General features: G+C 51.9%; 14 protein-coding genes. 4 read left to right on the forward strand and 10 right to left on the reverse strand.

Annotation, left to right across the window (positions count from 1 at the left end; translation table 11 throughout):
- Nucleotides 1–28: 28 nt before the first annotated feature.
- The 3 genes from AAHB90_RS28200 to AAHB90_RS28210 all read right to left on the reverse strand — a co-directional run bounded on the left by AAHB90_RS28200 (nt 29) and on the right by AAHB90_RS28210 (nt 5424).
- Nucleotides 29–3514, reverse strand: a complete 3486-nt coding sequence (locus tag AAHB90_RS28200) for a TonB-dependent receptor (RefSeq protein ID WP_342088613.1) — start codon at nt 3512–3514, stop codon at nt 29–31.
- A gap of 241 nt (nt 3515–3755) precedes the next feature.
- A complete protein-coding gene (locus tag AAHB90_RS28205; RefSeq protein WP_342088614.1) occupies nt 3756–4709 on the reverse strand; it encodes a FecR family protein in 954 nt (317 codons plus the stop codon).
- 133 nt (nt 4710–4842) lie between these two features.
- Complete coding sequence (locus AAHB90_RS28210) at nt 4843–5424, reverse strand: RNA polymerase sigma factor (RefSeq protein WP_342088616.1); 582 nt, start codon at nt 5422–5424, stop codon at nt 4843–4845.
- A 166-nt stretch (nt 5425–5590) separates the two neighbouring features.
- Here AAHB90_RS28210 and AAHB90_RS28215 point away from each other — a divergent pair, with 166 nt between their 5' ends.
- The gene (locus AAHB90_RS28215; RefSeq protein ID WP_342088617.1) at nt 5591–6112 is read left to right on the forward strand and encodes a DinB family protein; all 522 of its coding nucleotides are present in this window, start codon (nt 5591–5593) and stop codon (nt 6110–6112) included.
- A 14-nt stretch (nt 6113–6126) separates the two neighbouring features.
- On the opposite strand, the gene AAHB90_RS28220 is transcribed toward AAHB90_RS28215, so the two are convergent.
- The 3 genes from AAHB90_RS28220 to AAHB90_RS28230 form a co-directional block, all read right to left on the reverse strand.
- Complete coding sequence (locus tag AAHB90_RS28220) at nt 6127–7050, reverse strand: helix-turn-helix domain-containing protein (RefSeq protein WP_342088618.1); 924 nt, start codon at nt 7048–7050, stop codon at nt 6127–6129.
- A 73-nt stretch (nt 7051–7123) separates the two neighbouring features.
- Entirely contained in the window at nt 7124–8353 is a 1230-nt protein-coding gene (locus AAHB90_RS28225; protein ID WP_342088619.1) for a DUF4374 domain-containing protein, read from the reverse strand.
- A 36-nt stretch (nt 8354–8389) separates the two neighbouring features.
- Nucleotides 8390–10765, reverse strand: coding sequence for a TonB-dependent receptor (locus AAHB90_RS28230; protein ID WP_342088620.1), 2376 nt, complete (start codon nt 10763–10765; stop codon nt 8390–8392).
- 280 nt (nt 10766–11045) lie between these two features.
- Between AAHB90_RS28230 and AAHB90_RS28235 the strand changes: the two genes are divergently transcribed.
- Both AAHB90_RS28235 and AAHB90_RS28240 read left to right on the forward strand, forming a co-directional pair.
- On the forward strand, nt 11046–11492 hold the full coding sequence (locus AAHB90_RS28235; protein ID WP_342088621.1) for a cupin domain-containing protein: 447 nt from the start codon (nt 11046–11048) through the stop codon (nt 11490–11492).
- Nucleotides 11493–11526: 34 nt separating this feature from the next.
- Nucleotides 11527–12129, forward strand: a complete 603-nt coding sequence (locus tag AAHB90_RS28240) for a hypothetical protein (RefSeq protein ID WP_342088622.1) — start codon at nt 11527–11529, stop codon at nt 12127–12129.
- An 81-nt stretch (nt 12130–12210) separates the two neighbouring features.
- On the opposite strand, the gene AAHB90_RS28245 is transcribed toward AAHB90_RS28240, so the two are convergent.
- Nucleotides 12211–13077: a sugar phosphate isomerase/epimerase family protein gene (locus AAHB90_RS28245; RefSeq protein ID WP_342088623.1), complete on the reverse strand. Its 867-nt coding sequence runs from the start codon at nt 13075–13077 to the stop codon at nt 12211–12213.
- 188 nt (nt 13078–13265) lie between these two features.
- Here AAHB90_RS28245 and AAHB90_RS28250 point away from each other — a divergent pair, with 188 nt between their 5' ends.
- Nucleotides 13266–13715, forward strand: coding sequence for a hypothetical protein (locus AAHB90_RS28250; RefSeq protein WP_342088624.1), 450 nt, complete (start codon nt 13266–13268; stop codon nt 13713–13715).
- A gap of 108 nt (nt 13716–13823) precedes the next feature.
- On the opposite strand, the gene AAHB90_RS28255 is transcribed toward AAHB90_RS28250, so the two are convergent.
- The 3 genes from AAHB90_RS28255 to AAHB90_RS28265 are packed head-to-tail and all read right to left on the reverse strand — an operon-like array spanning nt 13824 to nt 17692.
- A complete protein-coding gene (locus AAHB90_RS28255; protein ID WP_342088625.1) occupies nt 13824–16067 on the reverse strand; it encodes a xanthine dehydrogenase family protein molybdopterin-binding subunit in 2244 nt (747 codons plus the stop codon).
- 6 nt (nt 16068–16073) lie between these two features.
- On the reverse strand, nt 16074–17066 hold the full coding sequence (locus tag AAHB90_RS28260) for an FAD binding domain-containing protein (protein ID WP_342088627.1): 993 nt from the start codon (nt 17064–17066) through the stop codon (nt 16074–16076).
- Nucleotides 17063–17692: a (2Fe-2S)-binding protein gene (locus AAHB90_RS28265; protein WP_342088628.1), complete on the reverse strand. Its 630-nt coding sequence runs from the start codon at nt 17690–17692 to the stop codon at nt 17063–17065. Before AAHB90_RS28265 ends, AAHB90_RS28260 begins: the two co-directional genes overlap by 4 nt.
- Nucleotides 17693–17804 lie beyond the last annotated feature (112 nt).

The raw sequence follows: 17804 nt of genomic DNA on the forward strand, positions 1-17804 counted from the left end.
TTTTAATTTTCTAATCGTCAATTCTGAATCAGAATGTCACATTAAGCCCAAACACATACACTTTCTGGTTCGGATAAGCGGTTTCACGGTCGGTGTAGCCTACTTCCGGGTCCATGAATTTCAACTTGCTGAAAGTAAGCAGGTTTTGACCGGACGCATACACGCGCACGTTTTGAATGCTGATGGAGCGTGTGAGGCTTTTCGGCAGCGTGTAGCCGATGATAGCGTTTTTGAGGCGCAAGTGGGCCGTGCTCGTCATCCAGAAATCCGAAAGCTGGGTATTGTTCGCGTAAGGCGCCTGGGTAGCGCGCGGATAGCGCGCGTCCTGCGTCTGCGGCGTCCAGCGGTTGTCGTAATATTCGTAGCTCGAATTACTGTTGTTATTATTGAACGGAATAGTCTGGAACTGGCGGATATCCAGGCTAGCCAGCGACGAGCCCTGGAAGAACAGGTTCAGGTCGAAGCCTTTCCAGTCGGCAGTGGCATTCAAACCATAGGTGAGCAGTGGGTAAACGGGCTTGCCTATCACTACTTCATCGTTCGAATCGATCTTGCCATCCGGCACGCCCTGCGGGCCGCTCACGTCCACGTACCGGATATCGCCCGGGCGTAATGCACCAAACTGGGTTACATTATAGCCGTCCGCCGTGTTGATCAGGCCGTCGTCGTTTTTGTCATCGTCGGTCGTAAAAAGGCCATCGGTTTTATAGCCAAATTGCGTTCCCAGTGCCCGGCCTGTGCGGCTGCGGTTCGGATTGTTTCGCGTTGCGGCCGTTTCGAAGACCTTGATCATTTTGTTTTTGGCATAACTCACATTCCCATTGATGCCCAGCCTGAGGTCGTTCTGAAAGCGGTAATTCGTACCGAGGCTCAGTTCAATCCCGTTGTTTTCCATGATCCCACCGTTTTCATCGGCCAATGCCAGCCCGTATTCTACCGGCACACTCACTGCTGGCGGCAAGAGCATTCCGGTGCGTTTTTCGTGGAAATAATCGGCCTCGATCGTCAGCAAACCACGCCATAACGATGCTTCCAGACCGATATCGGTTTTGGTAGAGATCTCCCAGGTGATATTCTTGTTCGCCTCGTTCGGCACTACCGCCCCTTGGACCATCGAGCCCGGGCCGAATGCGTAGGCATTGCCATTGAGGTTGTAGCCGGTCAGGTATTGAAACGCCGTACCTGCCAGGTTCCCCGACTTGCCCCACGATCCACGGACTTTCAGGTTGTCGATCCAGTTGAAGCTATTTTTAAGAAAATTCTCCTCCGAAATCACCCAACCAGCCGAGAATGCCGGGAAATAACCCCAGCGTTTGCCCGGCGCAAAATAGTAGTGGCCGTCGTAACGTCCCGACGCTTCGAGCAGGTACTTGCCCGCATACGCATAGCCCGCGCGGTACACGTAGCCGATCTGGCTACCGGTAGAAGACGTACCGCCATTATCGAAATCGTTTTTGTTGGAGCTACCCATATTGAGCTCATCCACGTCCACGGCGAAGTTGTTGCGGCGGGCAGAAAACAGCTCGTAAGTATTATTGCGCGCCTCGGCCACCAGCAAACCCGTGAAATCGTGCTTACCAAATGTGTTGTGGTAATTAAGATAACCCTGATAGGTGAATGTCTGTGTCTTGATAAACTGTTGCGCCAGCCAGGAGAATGCCGCCGCCCCACCTTCCGCGGTAGAAATTTCGCGCTTGTAGGTGTAAGGCGTAGTGGTCAGGTCCTGGGTGTAATAATAGAATGGCTTGTGATACCCCTTCTTGGTACGCTGGCTCGGGTCGTAGCTGAATGTACCTTTGATACTCAATCCCTTGACGAACGGAAGCTGCTGTTCAATAGCAATGGTCGTCAGTAGTGTATTGTTTGAATTTTTGGTATAGCCTGCATTCAAAATCCCTACCGGCGAGTTGCCTGCAAATTCGCCCCACAAACCATTACTATAATACAGCGAGCGTATCGGCACATATTTGAAGCCGTTACGGAACAAATTCCCGGCTGAAACCGCGGTATCCACCGACGATATGCGTTCCACCGAACCGATCAATGAAAGCGACACCGTCGTCGTTTTGGTCGCCTCGGCCGTCAGGTTCATATTGTAGCTGTACCGCATGTATTTCACGGGATCGAACATCCCGTTTTGTTTCAGAAAACCAAGACCCGTCTGGTACTTGATCCGGTCCGAACCACCGCTTAGCTGCAAGGTATAATTCTGCATCGGCGCGTTCATATTTACGAGGTCCTTCGTGTTGCTGATCGGGTATTTGTCCGGGTCCTCGCGGTTCAGGTTCACATAGTTTTCGACCAGGTCCGTGGCGAATGGCAACTGCGTTCCGGTTGGATTTTCATTCAGATACGCCTCGTTTTTAAGCCGCATATAATCCTGTGCGCTCAGCATTTTGGGATAATAGGTCGGAGTCTGCGTGCCGTAATAGGTGCTGAACGACAAGGTAGGTGCGCCGGTAGCCCCTTTTTTAGTGGTAATCAGCAATACCCCGTTTGCACCGCCCAATCCGTATGGCGCAACCGCCGCAGCATCTTTCAACACGGTGACTGTTTCAATCGAACCGGGATCGATCTGATTGATATTGTCGCGGATCACCCCGTCCACTACCACCAACGGCTTGTTATTTCCCGTAGTACCAATGCCCCGGATATGTATTTCGGGAGAATCGGAACCGGGCTGTCCGCCATTCGGGCGCATGCTCACCCCGGCCACACGTCCGGCAATAGAGTTGGAAATGTTGGGAACCGGGTTTTCTGCAATCTCGCTCCCTTTCACGGCGGCAATGGAACCGGTTAATGTCGATTTCTTTTGCGTACCATAACCCACTACCACGATCTCGTCCAACGCCTTGGTATCGAGCTGCAATGCAATGGCGAGGTCGGTACGGTTGCCGACGATTACTTCCTGCGACAGGTAACCCACAAACGAAAAGATCAGCGTCGCGTTCTCGTCCGGTACATCCAGTTGGAATTTGCCGGAAACATCCGTGGTTGTACCGCGCTGGGTACCTTTCAGGATAATGCTCACACCGGGCAGCGGCTCATTGGTTTCAGGCGAGGTAACGGTGCCTTTCACCGTCCTGTCGGCTATCGAGGCCAGATTTTCAGCGGATAACACGGCAGCCGGAATTTCACTCGTCTTTTTCGACGCGCGGGAAAGGAGTATCTGGTTATTCCTGACACGGTAGCTGATTTCCAGCGGCAGCAGCAGTCGGTCGAGTACCGCGAAAAGTTTTTCCTGACGGGCATCGATACTCACGGTTTTTTGGAGGTTGACTAAACCACTGCTATACGCAAATTTTACCTTGGTACTCTGTTCGAGATGGGTAAGGGCCTCATTGAGCGTGACATTCCTAAGGTCCAGCGTCACGTCGCGGTTTAGCAGCTCCTGGGCCGGCGAATGGCTAGCCACGGCAACCACCGAGAACAGGCTGATCAACAGTAACTGATAAAAAGTCAGGCGCATGATATCGAGTAGCAATCTATGCCATGGATGAAAAGGTTTTTTCATAATTTTACATTTGACTGGGTTAAAATTCAGACAATAGTTATCCTGCCAAGCCTGCCTTCGGGCGAGCCTGTGAACCGCACGTTCCGGGATATTTTAGCCGGTCGTTATCAGGGGTGTCGTAACCACTCCTGATTTTTTTATGGCTAAAAGTTGCTGGTTGGGATCGTTAAGTTTTCATGATTTTGTAGGGGATTGAAATTTGGGTTAGTTATTCAAGCAGCGTTGTTTTAGATGGCTGGTGTTACCGGCAGCCCTGCCCTTTCAGCGTAATGCTGTCACCGTCGAGCCGGTAAGTACTACCAAGCAGCGTGTCGATCATTTCCAGGATTTCGGGCAGGCGCTGGTCGGTGAAATCTACTTTCAGTCGGCAATCCGCCAGGCCGTCGTCCGCGAAACCGATCTTTACATGAAATGTCTGCATCAGGCGCTCTGCCACCTCGGTCATGGGCGTATCGTTGAAAACCAGCGATGCCGACTGCCAAAGCTCCTTATCCGAAGTCTTTTCCTGCACCGCCAGAACTTCCAGGCGTTTATTTCCCGGTTCAAAAACTACCTCCTGCTCCGGTTTCAATACGACATGCTCTTTCTTTTTCACACCGCTTACTTCCACGCGCCCGGTCGCTACGGACACTTTGAATGTCCCCTCACCCGGAATAGCCCGCACATTGAAACTGGTACCCAGTACCTTTGTCTCCAGATCGCCGGTATGGATTACGAAAGGCCGCGAAGGATCGGGTTTTACATCGAAAAAGCCTTCGCCCGAGAATGTCACATGCCGGTTTGTAAATGGATGGGCATGAGAAACCTCAGCACCGGGATGCAGCCAGATAACCGTGCTGTCGGGCAACAAATGCGGAACGATCCTGGGTTTTTTGTTCGTAAATGTCACCCAATCCCCATCTGGCCTGGCGACCTTTGCGACGTTTTTCGGCCTTTCGTAAAGAAAATACAGTAAACCGAGGCCTATCAGGAGCACCGCAGCAATGCGGCCCAGGTAATTCCACAGGCTCACTGTCGGAGCGGCAGGCTCATCAGTGCGGCGCAACTCGGAGAGATGCGATTTAATGCGGCTATACAACCGGTCCTCATCAGCATCGGTGATCGGCTCGTCGGCTGGCAGGTCCAGGTGCTGGTACCATTCGTTCACCAGACGACGCTCTTCATCCGTGCAATCGTTGGCCAGATACTTTCTCAAGGTTTCAGGAGATAACGGGGGCTTTCTCATTAGGTGTAATTTTTACACTTATTAATCAACTAACAGTACAGTCCCGGAAAAGCAGGTGGAACCCTTACTCCAATAGTAATTTTTTTTCAAAAAATTGGATGTGTCAAATGAGAGCTAGCGTCAGGAGCGCCAATGCGATATAATCTTTCATCTCCACGCGCAGGATTTTCAGCGCTTTGCTGATATGTGCCTCCACCGTTTTCTCGGAAATTTCCAGCTGCGCGGCTATCTCTTTGAGGCTGTAACCCTTGCGACTGAGCGAGAATACTTCGCGGCATTTCTCGGGGAGTTTGAGCAGCGATTGCTCGTAGAATTCATTGAGTGTATTGAAATCGAGGTTTTCGGCTGTTATATTGTCCGGCAGAAAATCACCTTCTTCAAGCGTAAAAACCTGTTTACGTTGCTCCTCGTGGTAGTAGTTGATGATACAATGGCGGAGTGTGCCGTTGAGATAAGCCTGAATATTTTTTTGTATGTCAAACTTATGGCGTCCGAGCCAGAACTTTACGAAAGTTTCCTGCACAAGGTCCTCCGCGATCGCCTTCACTCCGGTCTTCCGGATGGCCGTATGCACGAGCAACCGCACATGCCTGCGATACAACTCCCTGAACGCCAATTCCTCGTCCTGCTCGCACACAAGCGTCAACAAGGCCTGTTCGGAATAGTTGGTGTATGGATGGCTCACGGGCGGCAAGTGGTAAACGTTTAATAATGTCAGGCAAAGCTACCCGGAAAAGCGGATGGTGTTTACAATTTAATGATATAAATCATAATAATTGTCCATCTGAAAGAACACACTGACAAGAAATGCAATACATTGTTACACTACATCTTTCACGCCAACTTTAAGTATGACCACCACCGAACTTCTTATTCAACAGAATGCAAGCTCCTACGACTGGACCAACAAACTCATCGAAAACGTTCCGTTTCAAAAGTGGGAAATCATCCCGGAAACCATTGAATCCAGCATCAGCTGGCAGGTCGGGCACTTGATCGTAAGCCATTATTTCAACACCATCATGGTCATCCGCGGCCATCAGATGGATATCCTCCGCCAGCTGCCCATCAAAGAGTACAACGACTATTTCACCGTCGCCAGGGCCGAGCAATCCTCCGGCAGGTTCTCCCCCGAAAAACTGCTCTCCGACCTGAAAGTAATGCAACAAAAATCACTGGAAATTCTTGGCACCCTCACATCGGAAGAGCTGGAAACGCCACTGGAACCCACCCCGGTCCGCCACCCCGTCGCCACCAACAAATTCGAAGCCATCGACTGGAATGCAAAGCACACAATGTACCACTGCGGACAGATCGGGATTTTGAGAAGAGTTGTGGATCAGAGGTTTGATTTTGGGTTGCGGCTCGTGTAGCTGCAATTCTTCTGTCACTCACTATCATAAATCGCCGCGATCTTCCTCCGGAAATCTTCCGGGGCGTATCCTGTCTGCTTTCCAAAAAACCGTGTGAAATAGGACGGTTCCGTGAAACCCAACTCGTAGCTGATCTCCTTAATGGGCTTCCGAACATAGCCGATTTCTCGCTTAGCTTCGAGAATGAGCCGCTCGTTGATCATCTGGCTAATGGTTTTCCCGAAGGATTCGCGGGTGAGCTCGTTGAGGCGCTTCGCACTCAGGGATAGCTCGTTGGCGTAAAAATCGGCTTTCCGCTGGCGGCGGTAGTTGTTTTCGATCGATTCCAGCAGCATCTGAAGGCGCGGATCGCGCGGGATGGGGTCGCCGGAGTCCTTTTGCAGATCGATACAATGCAGAAACCAGCTCCGGAGGTAGGATTCCAGGATAGCCGGACGTTTTGCCTCATCATATTCAGCTCGGATGAGGGTCAAAAGCGTGTTTAGTACGGACAAGCGGCATTCGGGAATTGTAACTTTGAAATTGGTCGAGTATTGAAACAGTTTGAATATATCATTGCCAATAAGCCTTTCAAAAAAGTCCCTGGAAATAGCCATCAGGAAACCGCTCTTTTCGCGCCGGTCCATGCTGTGGACCTGGTCGGGGAGCAAGAGAAATACCTGGTTGGGTGAGATCGTATATCGGTTGAAATCAATGTAATGAGCCTGCTGCGGCTTCACGTCGGTGAACCACAGCACCTCATAAAAGTCGTGGCGGTGGATGCCGTTGAAGAAGTGCTCGTCGCCGCCCTCGATCGTTGCCATTTCAAAAAAGGCGTCGCCCATGTCGTGCAGCGGGAATTCGCTGCGTTGTTGCTCGTAATGCTGCTCTTCTTTGACTCTGCTACCTGGGTAATCCATATCACTTTCCTGCTGCTTGCTCCGCGTTCTTTGCGGCAAATATCGGTTTTTCAACACAAATCCCCGCCGTTTCCAATGGCCGGCGGGGTTTGTAGTACTTCTAAAACCCAAACTATTTGACCTTGACAATGGCGGTAATAGCCCCGCCTTCGACTTTCAGGCCTTGCTTGGCTATCGCGGTGGCGATGTCCACCGTGTACACCCAGCTGCCGGCCTCGGTATTGATCCCTACGAAAACACTCTTTTTGTCGTCGCTGACGGTGTTGTTGTTATAAGAGGCCGAGGACGACGCGATCACATCGGGAACGCCGGTTACCCATGTAAATGTCTGATTATAAGCATCGGCAATAGCGAGTTTCTTGTTGCCAGACGCCTTACCCAGGTCTCCGTACATGTAAAGCAGGAACTTGCCGCTGCCGAGGTACGTCTGGTTAGCGATTTTATAACCGCCCGATTTTTCCTGTACATTAAAGAAATAGCTCTGGTCGAACTCGGTCGTTCCTTTTTTAATGCGCACGAATGCAGAAGGTTTGGTGGTGGTAGCCACGCCGCTGTTGGTGGCCGACGCAGGCGAGAAAGCGTACACGTCGCCATTTTCATCCACAGAAAGGCCATTATTGAAGTACGAACCAATAAAACTGGTACGGTTGTCCCTGATCACCTTATCGAGTGTCATGGACGGGTAAGAGAATACGGTGATCCAGCTGCTGTCGGGATAAGCCGTTCCGAACACGTCCGGTGCGGCGCCTTTGATGCTCATATAAGGAGCAAAAACCTTGTCGCCCACCTGCGTAGCCCATGTAAAGTGCGCACGCTCGCCGTTGCCTGCTAGTTTCACGATATTTACCTGCCCCTCGCCTACAATTTTGGATTGATCGGCATTAATGCGGAACCACGACGCGCTTTCGTTACCGCTTCTCGGGACTTTGATCGTCAAGATATCGTCGCCTGCCGGTGCGAAAACCTGAACGGTTTCACTCTGAAAATCAGAGGTTTTCACAAGCCCGCCTTTTTCGTCCAATGCATAAGTTGTTACAGCCCCCGGGTTGCCCTGACCGTATAACAAGCTGAAAAACTTGCCCTTATGCGTCAGATAATAGCGGTAGGAACCGTCCTGCTCGATCCCCTGCCCGACCGTGCTGATCGTCCCTTGCGAAAGGTCACCGGTAGTGAGGAGGTAATCGGCCACACCCTGCGAGCCGATCGGTGCGGAGGCCACCACGTAGCGCGCGCCCGCTCCTGGTTCCGGTGTTGGGTTGGTTGTATCGTCATCACTGCTGCACGCGCCCAAAGCCACGCCCATACCCACTGCGAAAAACCATTTCAAATATGACTTTTTCATTTTCTTATTTTGATTGGATAATTGAATTGTTAGAGATTATTTACTGATGAAATAGCGTAGTTTGACATAAAATCCCCGACTAGGCTTTTGTAAACTGAAATTATCGAACAGCTTGGCGTCGAGCAGGTTTTTGCATTCTAATGAAACATTGTACCGGCCGTCGGCCATGGCGTAAACCAGGTTCACATCGTGGCTGATCTGCTCCGGAATGTCCAGCTTATCGCTGCCCAGGCTAGGCCAGTAGAGGTAGTAGGCATGTACATAAAGCAGGTTGTAACCCAGTGTAAGCGTGTTGCCCTTTTTACCTAAATCCTTGAAAAACAAGGCAGCATCGGCATTACCGAAGAGGAAAGGCATATTAGGAATGCGGTCGCGGTAGAGCGGACTCTCGGTGGTGTAGCCTTCTTCGAAACGCGTGTTGTTGCGCAGGTTCTGGTAAGTGAGGTTCACGCCGACGGTTAGTAGCTGGCGGAAGGAGTAACGCACTTCCCCGTCGATGCCGAAATTGGTCACATCGGCCAGGTTATCCATGACCTGCTTGGTCTGGTTGGCATTCAGGCGGGGGCGGATAAAGCCCTGTGCGTCGCGGTAAAGCACATTTGCATCCACGCTGAACTGGTGCACACGGTTGATCGCACCATTGTAGCTGAAACCGAGGTTATAGTTGCAGCTCGTCTCGGGGTCGAGTTCGATATTGCCTTCGAGATTGAGCAGGTCCCCGAAGAGCTCGTCTGTTTCAGGCAAACGGTAACTCTTTTCAAATGAACCTTTTAACTGAAAATTACTGAATATAAAATAGGTAGAAGCGATGCCATAGCCTAGCTTTTCAAAACTGTTTTTCTGGACTAAAAATGCTTCGTCGCCCCAGTTGCCGGTCGGATTATAGGAGACTGAGAATTTGTTGTTTTGAGAAAAATGTTTGACAAACAAGGAAGTATTCCAACGCTCGTTGTAATCGAATTTGTAACCCAATCCCAGCACATTCTTGCGGTTAATGCGCGGTTGCTCGTATTTGGCCGATTCAGGGAAAAGTTCGTCTTCACCCTTCCGGTTGAAAGTATTAAATATATTATTAACAGTTATCGAATGGCGCGGGTCGATCTGGTAAGTCACGTTGGCAGTCGCCAGGCCATTGTTGTTCCGGAACTTGTACAGCGACCGCTCCCGCTCGCTACCCTTCCCTTCATATTGTTTGAACTGCTGAAACCAGTTGTACCGGCGGTACACCGTATCCACATTCTGCTCCTGGCCCAGGTTATAGTTAGCCGAGATGTTGACATTCAGTCCTTTGACAAACAGATCCTTCTTCTGGTATTTCAAACTCGGCATCACAATGTTGCCCTTTCGATGCCATTGCCCAAATACGCTCACCATCCGTGCGCCGGTCTGGATCTCCGCTTTATTTTTACCCAAAGTAACCCCTAACAGAAGCTTGTCGGCAAACTTCTTGCCCACCACGCCTACATTCGCGATAACGGTTTCATTATGGTAAGTATCGTGAAACCGGCGCAGCCGTTGATTGCGAAAATACTCGCCCGTATTTACATCCGCCACGTCGACAGTGATCCAGTAATTGTTATCGGAATAATTCTGAAATGCATTCAGCTGGGCCGTAAAGCCATTTTTGCCCGTGTAGCCTACATTGATCGTCGTGCGGTGCGTATTGAACGAGCCGTAGGAATAGGAAGCATCCAGGTAGCTGTTCTGGCGGGTGTTCGTCACGATATTCACCGCGCCGCCCAAGGCATCGGACCCGAGCCAGATCGGCACCACGCCTTTGTAAACCTCCACGCGCTCGGCGAGGTTGATCGGGATATTATTGAGCTGAAAGGAGGAACCGAAATTATCCATCGGTACGCCATCGAGGAAAAACTTCACTTGCCGGCCTGTGAAACCGTTGAGCGAAAAGTTCATGTTCGAGCCCACGCCACCGCTCTCCCGTACACGCACTCCCGACACCCGGTCGAGCGCATGGGAAAGATCGAGCGTGGAGTTTTGCAGCTTTTTGGCGTCGATAGCCGTTACATTATAGGCCTGCCGGTTAATTTCCTTCGTTTCCGTGCGTCCGATCACCGAAACGGATTCAAGCTCACGGGTTTCGGACACCAGTCTCGCATTGTGTTTGAAATGCTCCCCAGCTTTGACGGTAATGTCTTTGGTTTCCGTTTGATACCCCATAAACGACACCAGCAGCTTATAGGAACCCGGGCGGATGTGTTCAAGCATGTATTTTCCGTCGGCGCCTGTGAAGGTACCATGCGAAGTCCCTTTCAGGCTCACGGAAGCGCCGGGGAGCGTCTCGCCGTCCTCCGACCTTACGTGCCCGGTGAGGGTAACATCCGCGTGCTGGGCAACGGCAGCGAACGACAAGGCACAAAGGAGCCCTGTATGCAGAATTTTGCTAATTTGCATTACTTTAAATGTTCAAGCGTTTATAAGTGATGCGCTCCGGCGCAGCAAACCGGATGGGTACCAGCCATCCGGTTTTATTGATAAGTAGACTTATTCTAAATAACTCCGCAAAAGTAGCCACCCGGCGACAGTTATGCTTACACAATCTGCCGGTTTAGCTGGACAATCTGAACATCATTTGGAATGGCCCGAACCCGGACTAGCAACTAAATAGCTATTGGACTATCCGGTACGTGAAAGGTGCATCTATATTTGCCTCATCACCAAACCCGGACGAACAATGCGAACTTTTATTTTCCTGCTGCTAACGCTCACTTCAATCCCTTCGGTGGCGCAACATGAGCATTCCAAAACCAATGCACCCGCCGATCCTTTTCAGTTTCAGGCCGTTCGCAGCGAATGGCTCACCGACGTCGATCTGAAAGGCTATAAACTCGAATCGTCGGTGATGACGATCGCTCCCGGGGCAACGGATACCGTAAGCCACCGGCACGACTGCGACCTTTTCGGTTACGTGCTTGAAGGGGAGGTGCAGATTGGCCTGGACCACGCAGCTCCGGTTTTGTACAAAACCGGTCAGATGTTTTTCGAGAAAAGAAACGTCCTGCATTCATTAGCCGCCAATCCGCTCCGTGATCACCCGACGCGTGTGTTGCTACTGTTTCTGATCAAGGACGGCCGGGCCGCTTACACGCCCGAATACCCGGTCCCGGCAACCCGGAAATAGTTCAAAGCAGCACCAAGATCAAGTCAATATATCTATGAAGTTGAAACAATTACACAGAATTTCCGGGATCGTCATCGCCATGTTTCTCGTCCTACATCTTTGTAATCACCTTTTTGCCCTCGGAGGGCCAGCATTGCACATTACAGTGATGAAATATTTCCGGATGGTGTACCGGTTTCCGCCGGTAGAAATCCTGCTGCTGCTATGCGTAACAATCCAGATCGTTAGCGGCCTGCGACTTGTTTTCACCAATGGGTTCAGGAGGCAACCGTTTTACGTAATAGCACAGGCGCTCAGTGGCATTTACCTTTCGCTATTTCTAATCAACCATGTGAGAGCCGTACTGCTGGCCCGTTACGAGTGGCATATCGAGACAGATTTTTATTTTGCGTCGGGGGTTGCGGTCCATTATCCCGAAAAGCTGTTTTTTATCCCCTATTATACGCTTTCGGTACTTTGCGCTTTTACGCACATTGCGTGTGCACATTACGCGCGCAGGATGGAGCTCGCGAGCAACACAGCCGCGCCTGACGCAGGCGCCCGTTTCAGAAAAGAAGCATGGTTGATTTTTGGAACCGGTGTAATAGCGACGGCCCTGATCATGGGGTCCCTTACCGGACTGTTTTATCCGTTGTAGCCCCGGAACGGGCAGTATAGTAAAAAACGTGGCAGCTGCATCCCGAAAAAGCGGGCGCAGCTGCCAGGAGTAATATTTTAACTAGTATTTCAAACTTTTCAGATAAGCGATCGACTGCGGTACTTGCTTCGCATAACTTGGGCTTTCGTCCTCGATGTAGTAATGCTTAAAGCCCGCTTTCCTGGCGGCTTTCAAAACAGCGGGAATATCGATTTGGCCGGTGCCTAATGCAACATCGTTCTCAACCGGCGTATTACCCGACAAGTTGCCGGTTACCCCTTTTTTCAGATCCTTCATGTGCATGAGTTTGAAGCGGTCGGGATATTTGTTAATGAGGGCCGCCGGGTCCTGTCCGGGAAAGAAAGTCCATAACATATCCAGCTCGAAGCTGACATAATTCGGGTCCGTATTTTGGATAATATAATCCATAAGCGTACCGTCGCCATGTTTTTCGAACTCGTAGCCGTGGTTGTGATAGCAAAATGTCAGCCCGAACTCCTCTTTGAGCTGCTTGCCTATTTTGTTAAAATCTGCAACGGTCTTTTCGGCCATTTCTAAGGTAAAAGGCGCCTTATGCGGCACCCACGCCACACGCACGAAGCTCGCGCCCAGCGTTTTAGCATTATTGCCTACTTCCTGCGTCTTATTCAGCGCATCGGCATAGCCCACACCGAACGAAGAGCATTTGATACCACGCTCATCCAGCAGCTTGCGGAGCTCCGCGGCTGTCTTCCCGAAAAGGCTCGAAAACTCCATGTCCGTAATCTTCAATGCCTTGATCGTATCCAGCGTGGCGGCAGCATCTTTGGAAAGACTTGTCCGGAATGTGTACGAAACCATGCCCGGCTGCTCGGGAAAAAGCGGCTTTCCTTTCTGGGCCGAAGCTGAGTACCCGCAAGCCAGTGCCGTGAGGAGCGCCGTGTGGAACGTTAATTGTTTGATTTTCATGAAAAATGATGGTCTGGTTTGTGAGATTAACTAAGATCGAATAGTCCAAGGGATCTGAGATAAACGTGTTGACGAAAATTTGTCCCGGTGACCCTCTTCCACCCATGCCGCCCAGCTCATTTGTTACCTTTGGCATAGCCAGGCAAATATTTATCCATTAATTTGCGCCCCGACAAACTAAAAGATTAATGCGAAAAAGCTTCATCCACACCAAACCCCATATTGTACTCCTCCTCGCCTGCCCCATCCTCGCTATCGTTGCCTGGCTTCGGCGCAGTTACTCGATCGATGTACAGCTTTACGACACTTACTATATACTTGGCATCAGCCTCGTTGCGGAGATCCTGATCACAATCATCCTGATTACCAGCCTCCTGTATTGGCTCACACGAAACCGCACCGGCTTCCCGCAGCTGACCGCCGCACATGTGCTCTCAACAATCGGTATTGCCTTATACATCATCAGCGCGACGGGTTATCCTCCCAACAATCCTGTCGATACAGGGATACCTATGTCGCCCCAACAATACCAATCCTGGGAAGACCTCAGCATGCGCTTTATGATGGCGGTTGCTATATTCGCCTCGTTTCAAATACTGCTACTCGCCAATTTGATCTCCAGGTGGGTTAAAGGTTGATGCCGTATGCGGTGACGGGTTTGAAACGGTCGGGTGTAGTCAGGAATGGTCAGGAGTAGTCGAAATAGTCATTGGCAAATTCAAACCTGGCCTCTCAATCCTCTTCGCTCAAACCAACTTGTCGGGTGTGATCGGGAGCTCCCTTATCCTCTTGCCGGTGGCATTGAAAACCGCGTTGGCAACTGCCGCGGCGACTCCTACGATGGCAATTTCCCCAAGTCCTTTCGAGCCGATGGGGTTGACATGCTCGTCGGGCTTGTCGATATAATATACTTCAATAGGTGGAATATCGGCATGCACAGGAATGTGGTAGTTTGCAAAATCGGTGGTAACATAGCGCCCGAAGCGGTGGTCCATCGCCGAATGCTCCATCAATGCCATTCCGATTCCCCCTACGACGCCGCCGATAGACTGGCTTCGGGCGGTTTTGTAATTGATGATCGCGCCCACATCCGCACACGTAACCACCCGCGTAACGCGCACCTCGCCCGTAAGCGGACTCACGAGCACTTCCACGAAATGGCAGCCAAAAGAATACATCGAATACTGATTACCTTCCGCGCCCGCTTTCGACTCTTCCGTTACTTCCAGTTCATTTAAATGATGGTATTTCAAAATATCGGCATAACTCACCCCTTCTTTATCGTCCGCAGACCCGAATACCTCCCCATTCCTGACTACACCTGACCACTCCTGACTTGTTGGCCGACTGCCCCGGGGCATCTCCCGCGCCAAAGCGATCAGTTTGTTTTTCAACGCCTCACAAGCCACATGCACCGCCGAACCCACGCTCGGGATCGTCGACGAACCGTTCTGGCCGGGTGCGTCGGGCAAGGAGGAGTGTCCGAGTTCAAAGCGGACCTTTTTGGCATTCACCCCTAACACTTTGGCAGCAATGCGGGTCATGGCCGTTCCGGTACCCGGGCCGATGTCCATGGTAGCACTTTGAACAATCACGGAGCCATCTGCCTGCATGACCGCCCGGGCTTTTGAAGGGTGCCGGTGGAAGCCATACAGGCTCGACGCCATACCATAACCCATCAGCCAGCCATTCTGCGTCACCGATCGCGGTTCCAGCATCCTGTTTTGCCACCGAAATTTTTCCGCCCCCAGCTCATAGCATTCCCGCAGCGACTTCGCCGACCATGGTAAATTCCTCTCGGGGTCGGATTCTGCATAGTTTTTCAACCGAAATTCCAGCGGGTCCATTTTTAAGGCAAATGCCAGCTCGTCCACAGCCGACTCCAATGCAAACACCCCGGTGGCATCGCCTGGTCCGCGCATCCAGGTGGGCGTGTTCACATCGAGCGAAAGCAGGCGGTAGCGCGTGGTTACGTGCGGGCACGCATATAGGGCGCGTGAGGCCAGCACGGTGCGTTCCAGGTGCTCCTCGTACATCGATGTCTGCCCCGTGCCTTCATGTACGATACCCGTCAGCCGGCCGTCTTTGGTAGCACCCATGCTGATTTTCTGAACCGTGTAAGGCCTGTAACCAACAGAAGTGAACATCTGCTCCCTCCCCAGTACGAGCTTCACGGGCCGCTTCAACTGGCTGGCCGCCATTACCGCCGCCATTGTATGTGGCCAGACGCGAATACCTGACCCGAATGCGCCGCCAATGTATTTGGATACGACCTGCACATTTTCCCTTGGCAGTTTAAATGCCTGCGCCAGTTGCCCTTGTACGGATTTGACGCCCTGGTTTTTATCGTAAACCGTCAGCTTATCGCCGGCTTCCCATACCGCGATGATCGCATGCGGTTCCAGCGGCTGGTGATGCTGGGTTGGAATGGTGTATTCCGCTTCGATCTTCACATCGGTATTGCCTTGGGTTGCCGCCGTGCCGCGCTCATAGTCCTGAAACGGCGAGCTTTTGGAGCGCTGCACATTCAGCGGGACGCCGGCTTTGTGAATATTCTTTTCAAAATGCGTTTGGTGGGATTCCCGCTTGTACGTCACACGCACCAGCGACGCTGCGTGCATTGCCTGCTCGTGCGTACCCGCGATCACCATCGCGACGGGCTGGCCGTCGAAATAGACGAGCGGATCGTAAAACACCCGAAATGCTGTACCTACGGGAGCGCGTCCGGCAGATTGTTTGCGCTCCGGCCATCCCGGCACGGTAATCGCATTGAGATGACTGATCACCGCAAGCACGCCGGGCGCCGCTTCCGCTTCCTGCGATTCGATGGCTGTGATACTGCCTTTGGCAATGGTACTCGTCACCAGCACGGCGTGCACCAAGCCAGGTACCTTGTATTCGGCGGAATAGGTAGCCGCGCCAGTCACTTTTGCGGCCCCATCGACACGGTTAAGCGAGGTATCCGGTACATTATCCAGTTGTTTTTTCATAGTCGGTCAGGAAATGCCCGCGGCGGTTTTCAATGCAGCCACCATTGCGTTCGAAGTCAATCTAATCTTATATGCATTGTCTTCCAGGGCCTTTGCACTCTTCATTTCATGCTCCGCCACATCCCTGAAAAGCTTTTCCGACGGCGCCTGACCTCTCAACATCAGGTCGATAGCCCAGTAGCGCCACGGCTTGTGCGCCACGCCTCCCAATGCCAGCCGCGCATCCCATATCCGGCCGCCATCCATTTGCAAAGCTGCCGCTACCGACACCAATGCAAAGGCATAGGAAGCCCGGTCGCGCACTTTCAGATAATGGCTGTGCCTGACGAATGCATTGTCGAGCACTTCGATAGCCGTCACCAGTTCGCCGGGACCAAGGATGGTATCCAGCTCCGGCCTTTGGGTCGATAGCAGGTGAAAATCCCTCATCTGAACCCGGCGCTCTCCTCCCGGTCCCGTTACAACCACCACCGTGTCCAGGGCCGTGAGCGCCACGCACATATCACTTGGGTGGACGGCCAGGCACGCAGGCTTTTCGTCTACCGGAAAAAAGATGGCGTGGGTGCGGTTAACACCCCCTTCCGCCCCGCAACCGGAGCCTGGCTTGCGCTTGTTACAAGGCAATGCCAGGTCGTAAAAATAGCTGCAACGCGTTCGCTGCAAGAGATTCCCTCCTACCGTCGCCATGTTACGCAACTGACCTGATGCGCCGGCGAGCAATGCCTGGACGAGCAGCGGCTGACGTGCCATTACGCCCTTGTGCCGTGCCACGTCGCTGTTCAAGGCTAACGCGCCGATGCGGAGGCGATCGTACCGGTGTTCTATTTTCTTTAATGGAAGATGGTTAATATCAATCAGTTTTGTGGGCGACACAATGCCCCGCTTCATGAGATCGACCAGATTGGTCCCGCCGGCAATGTAACGCGCTTCGGGATCGTCGGCTGCCATACTTATAGCTTCCGGAACTGTTTTGGGACGGAGGTATTGAAATGGTCTCATACTTTCGCGCCCTCCTTTTTTACTTCCAGAATGGCATCTACAATATTAGGGTAGGCCCCGCAGCGGCACAGATTTCCGCTCATATATTCCCTGACCTCATCCGCCGAGCCCGCACAACCTTCGCGTATACACGCAACGCCCGACATGATCTGTCCCGGCGTACAGTAACCACATTGGAAACCGTCGTGTTTAATAAACGCTTCCTGCAACGGATGCAGGTTTTCCCCGTTTGACAAGCCTTCGATGGTCGTGATCTTCGAGCCGTGCTGCATGACGGCGAGTGACAGGCATGACAATGTTCTCCGTCCATCGACATGTACCGTGCAGGCCCCGCATTGCCCGAAATCGCAGCCTTTTTTGGTACCCGTCAGTCCGAGATTTTCACGAAGCAAATCCAGCAGCGTCATACGCGGGTCAATGGAAATGCGCTTGCGTTTGCCGTTGATCGTCAACGAGAGTTTAACCTTTACGGCATTACCGACAGGTCCGTCCTCGGGTAACAGGGCCGCTTGCAAAAGGTCTGCAGGCGCCATCGATAGGCCGGCAATGAACATGGATTGTTTCAGAAAAAAGCGTCGGTCTTCGTTGGTCTTGTCGGGCGGAGTAGCGTCGTGGTCGATGTCCATGGTCGTTCAGTTCACGTAATATTGTATTGAAAAGAGCGGTTAGGGTATGATTTACCGGTTGGAAAGGACCTGGTGTGGTTGTTTGTTGTCAGGAATGGTCAGGTTTGGTCAG

It is taken from the genome of Dyadobacter sp. OTU695, from assembly GCF_038440355.1.
Classification (GTDB): domain Bacteria; phylum Bacteroidota; class Bacteroidia; order Cytophagales; family Spirosomataceae; genus Dyadobacter.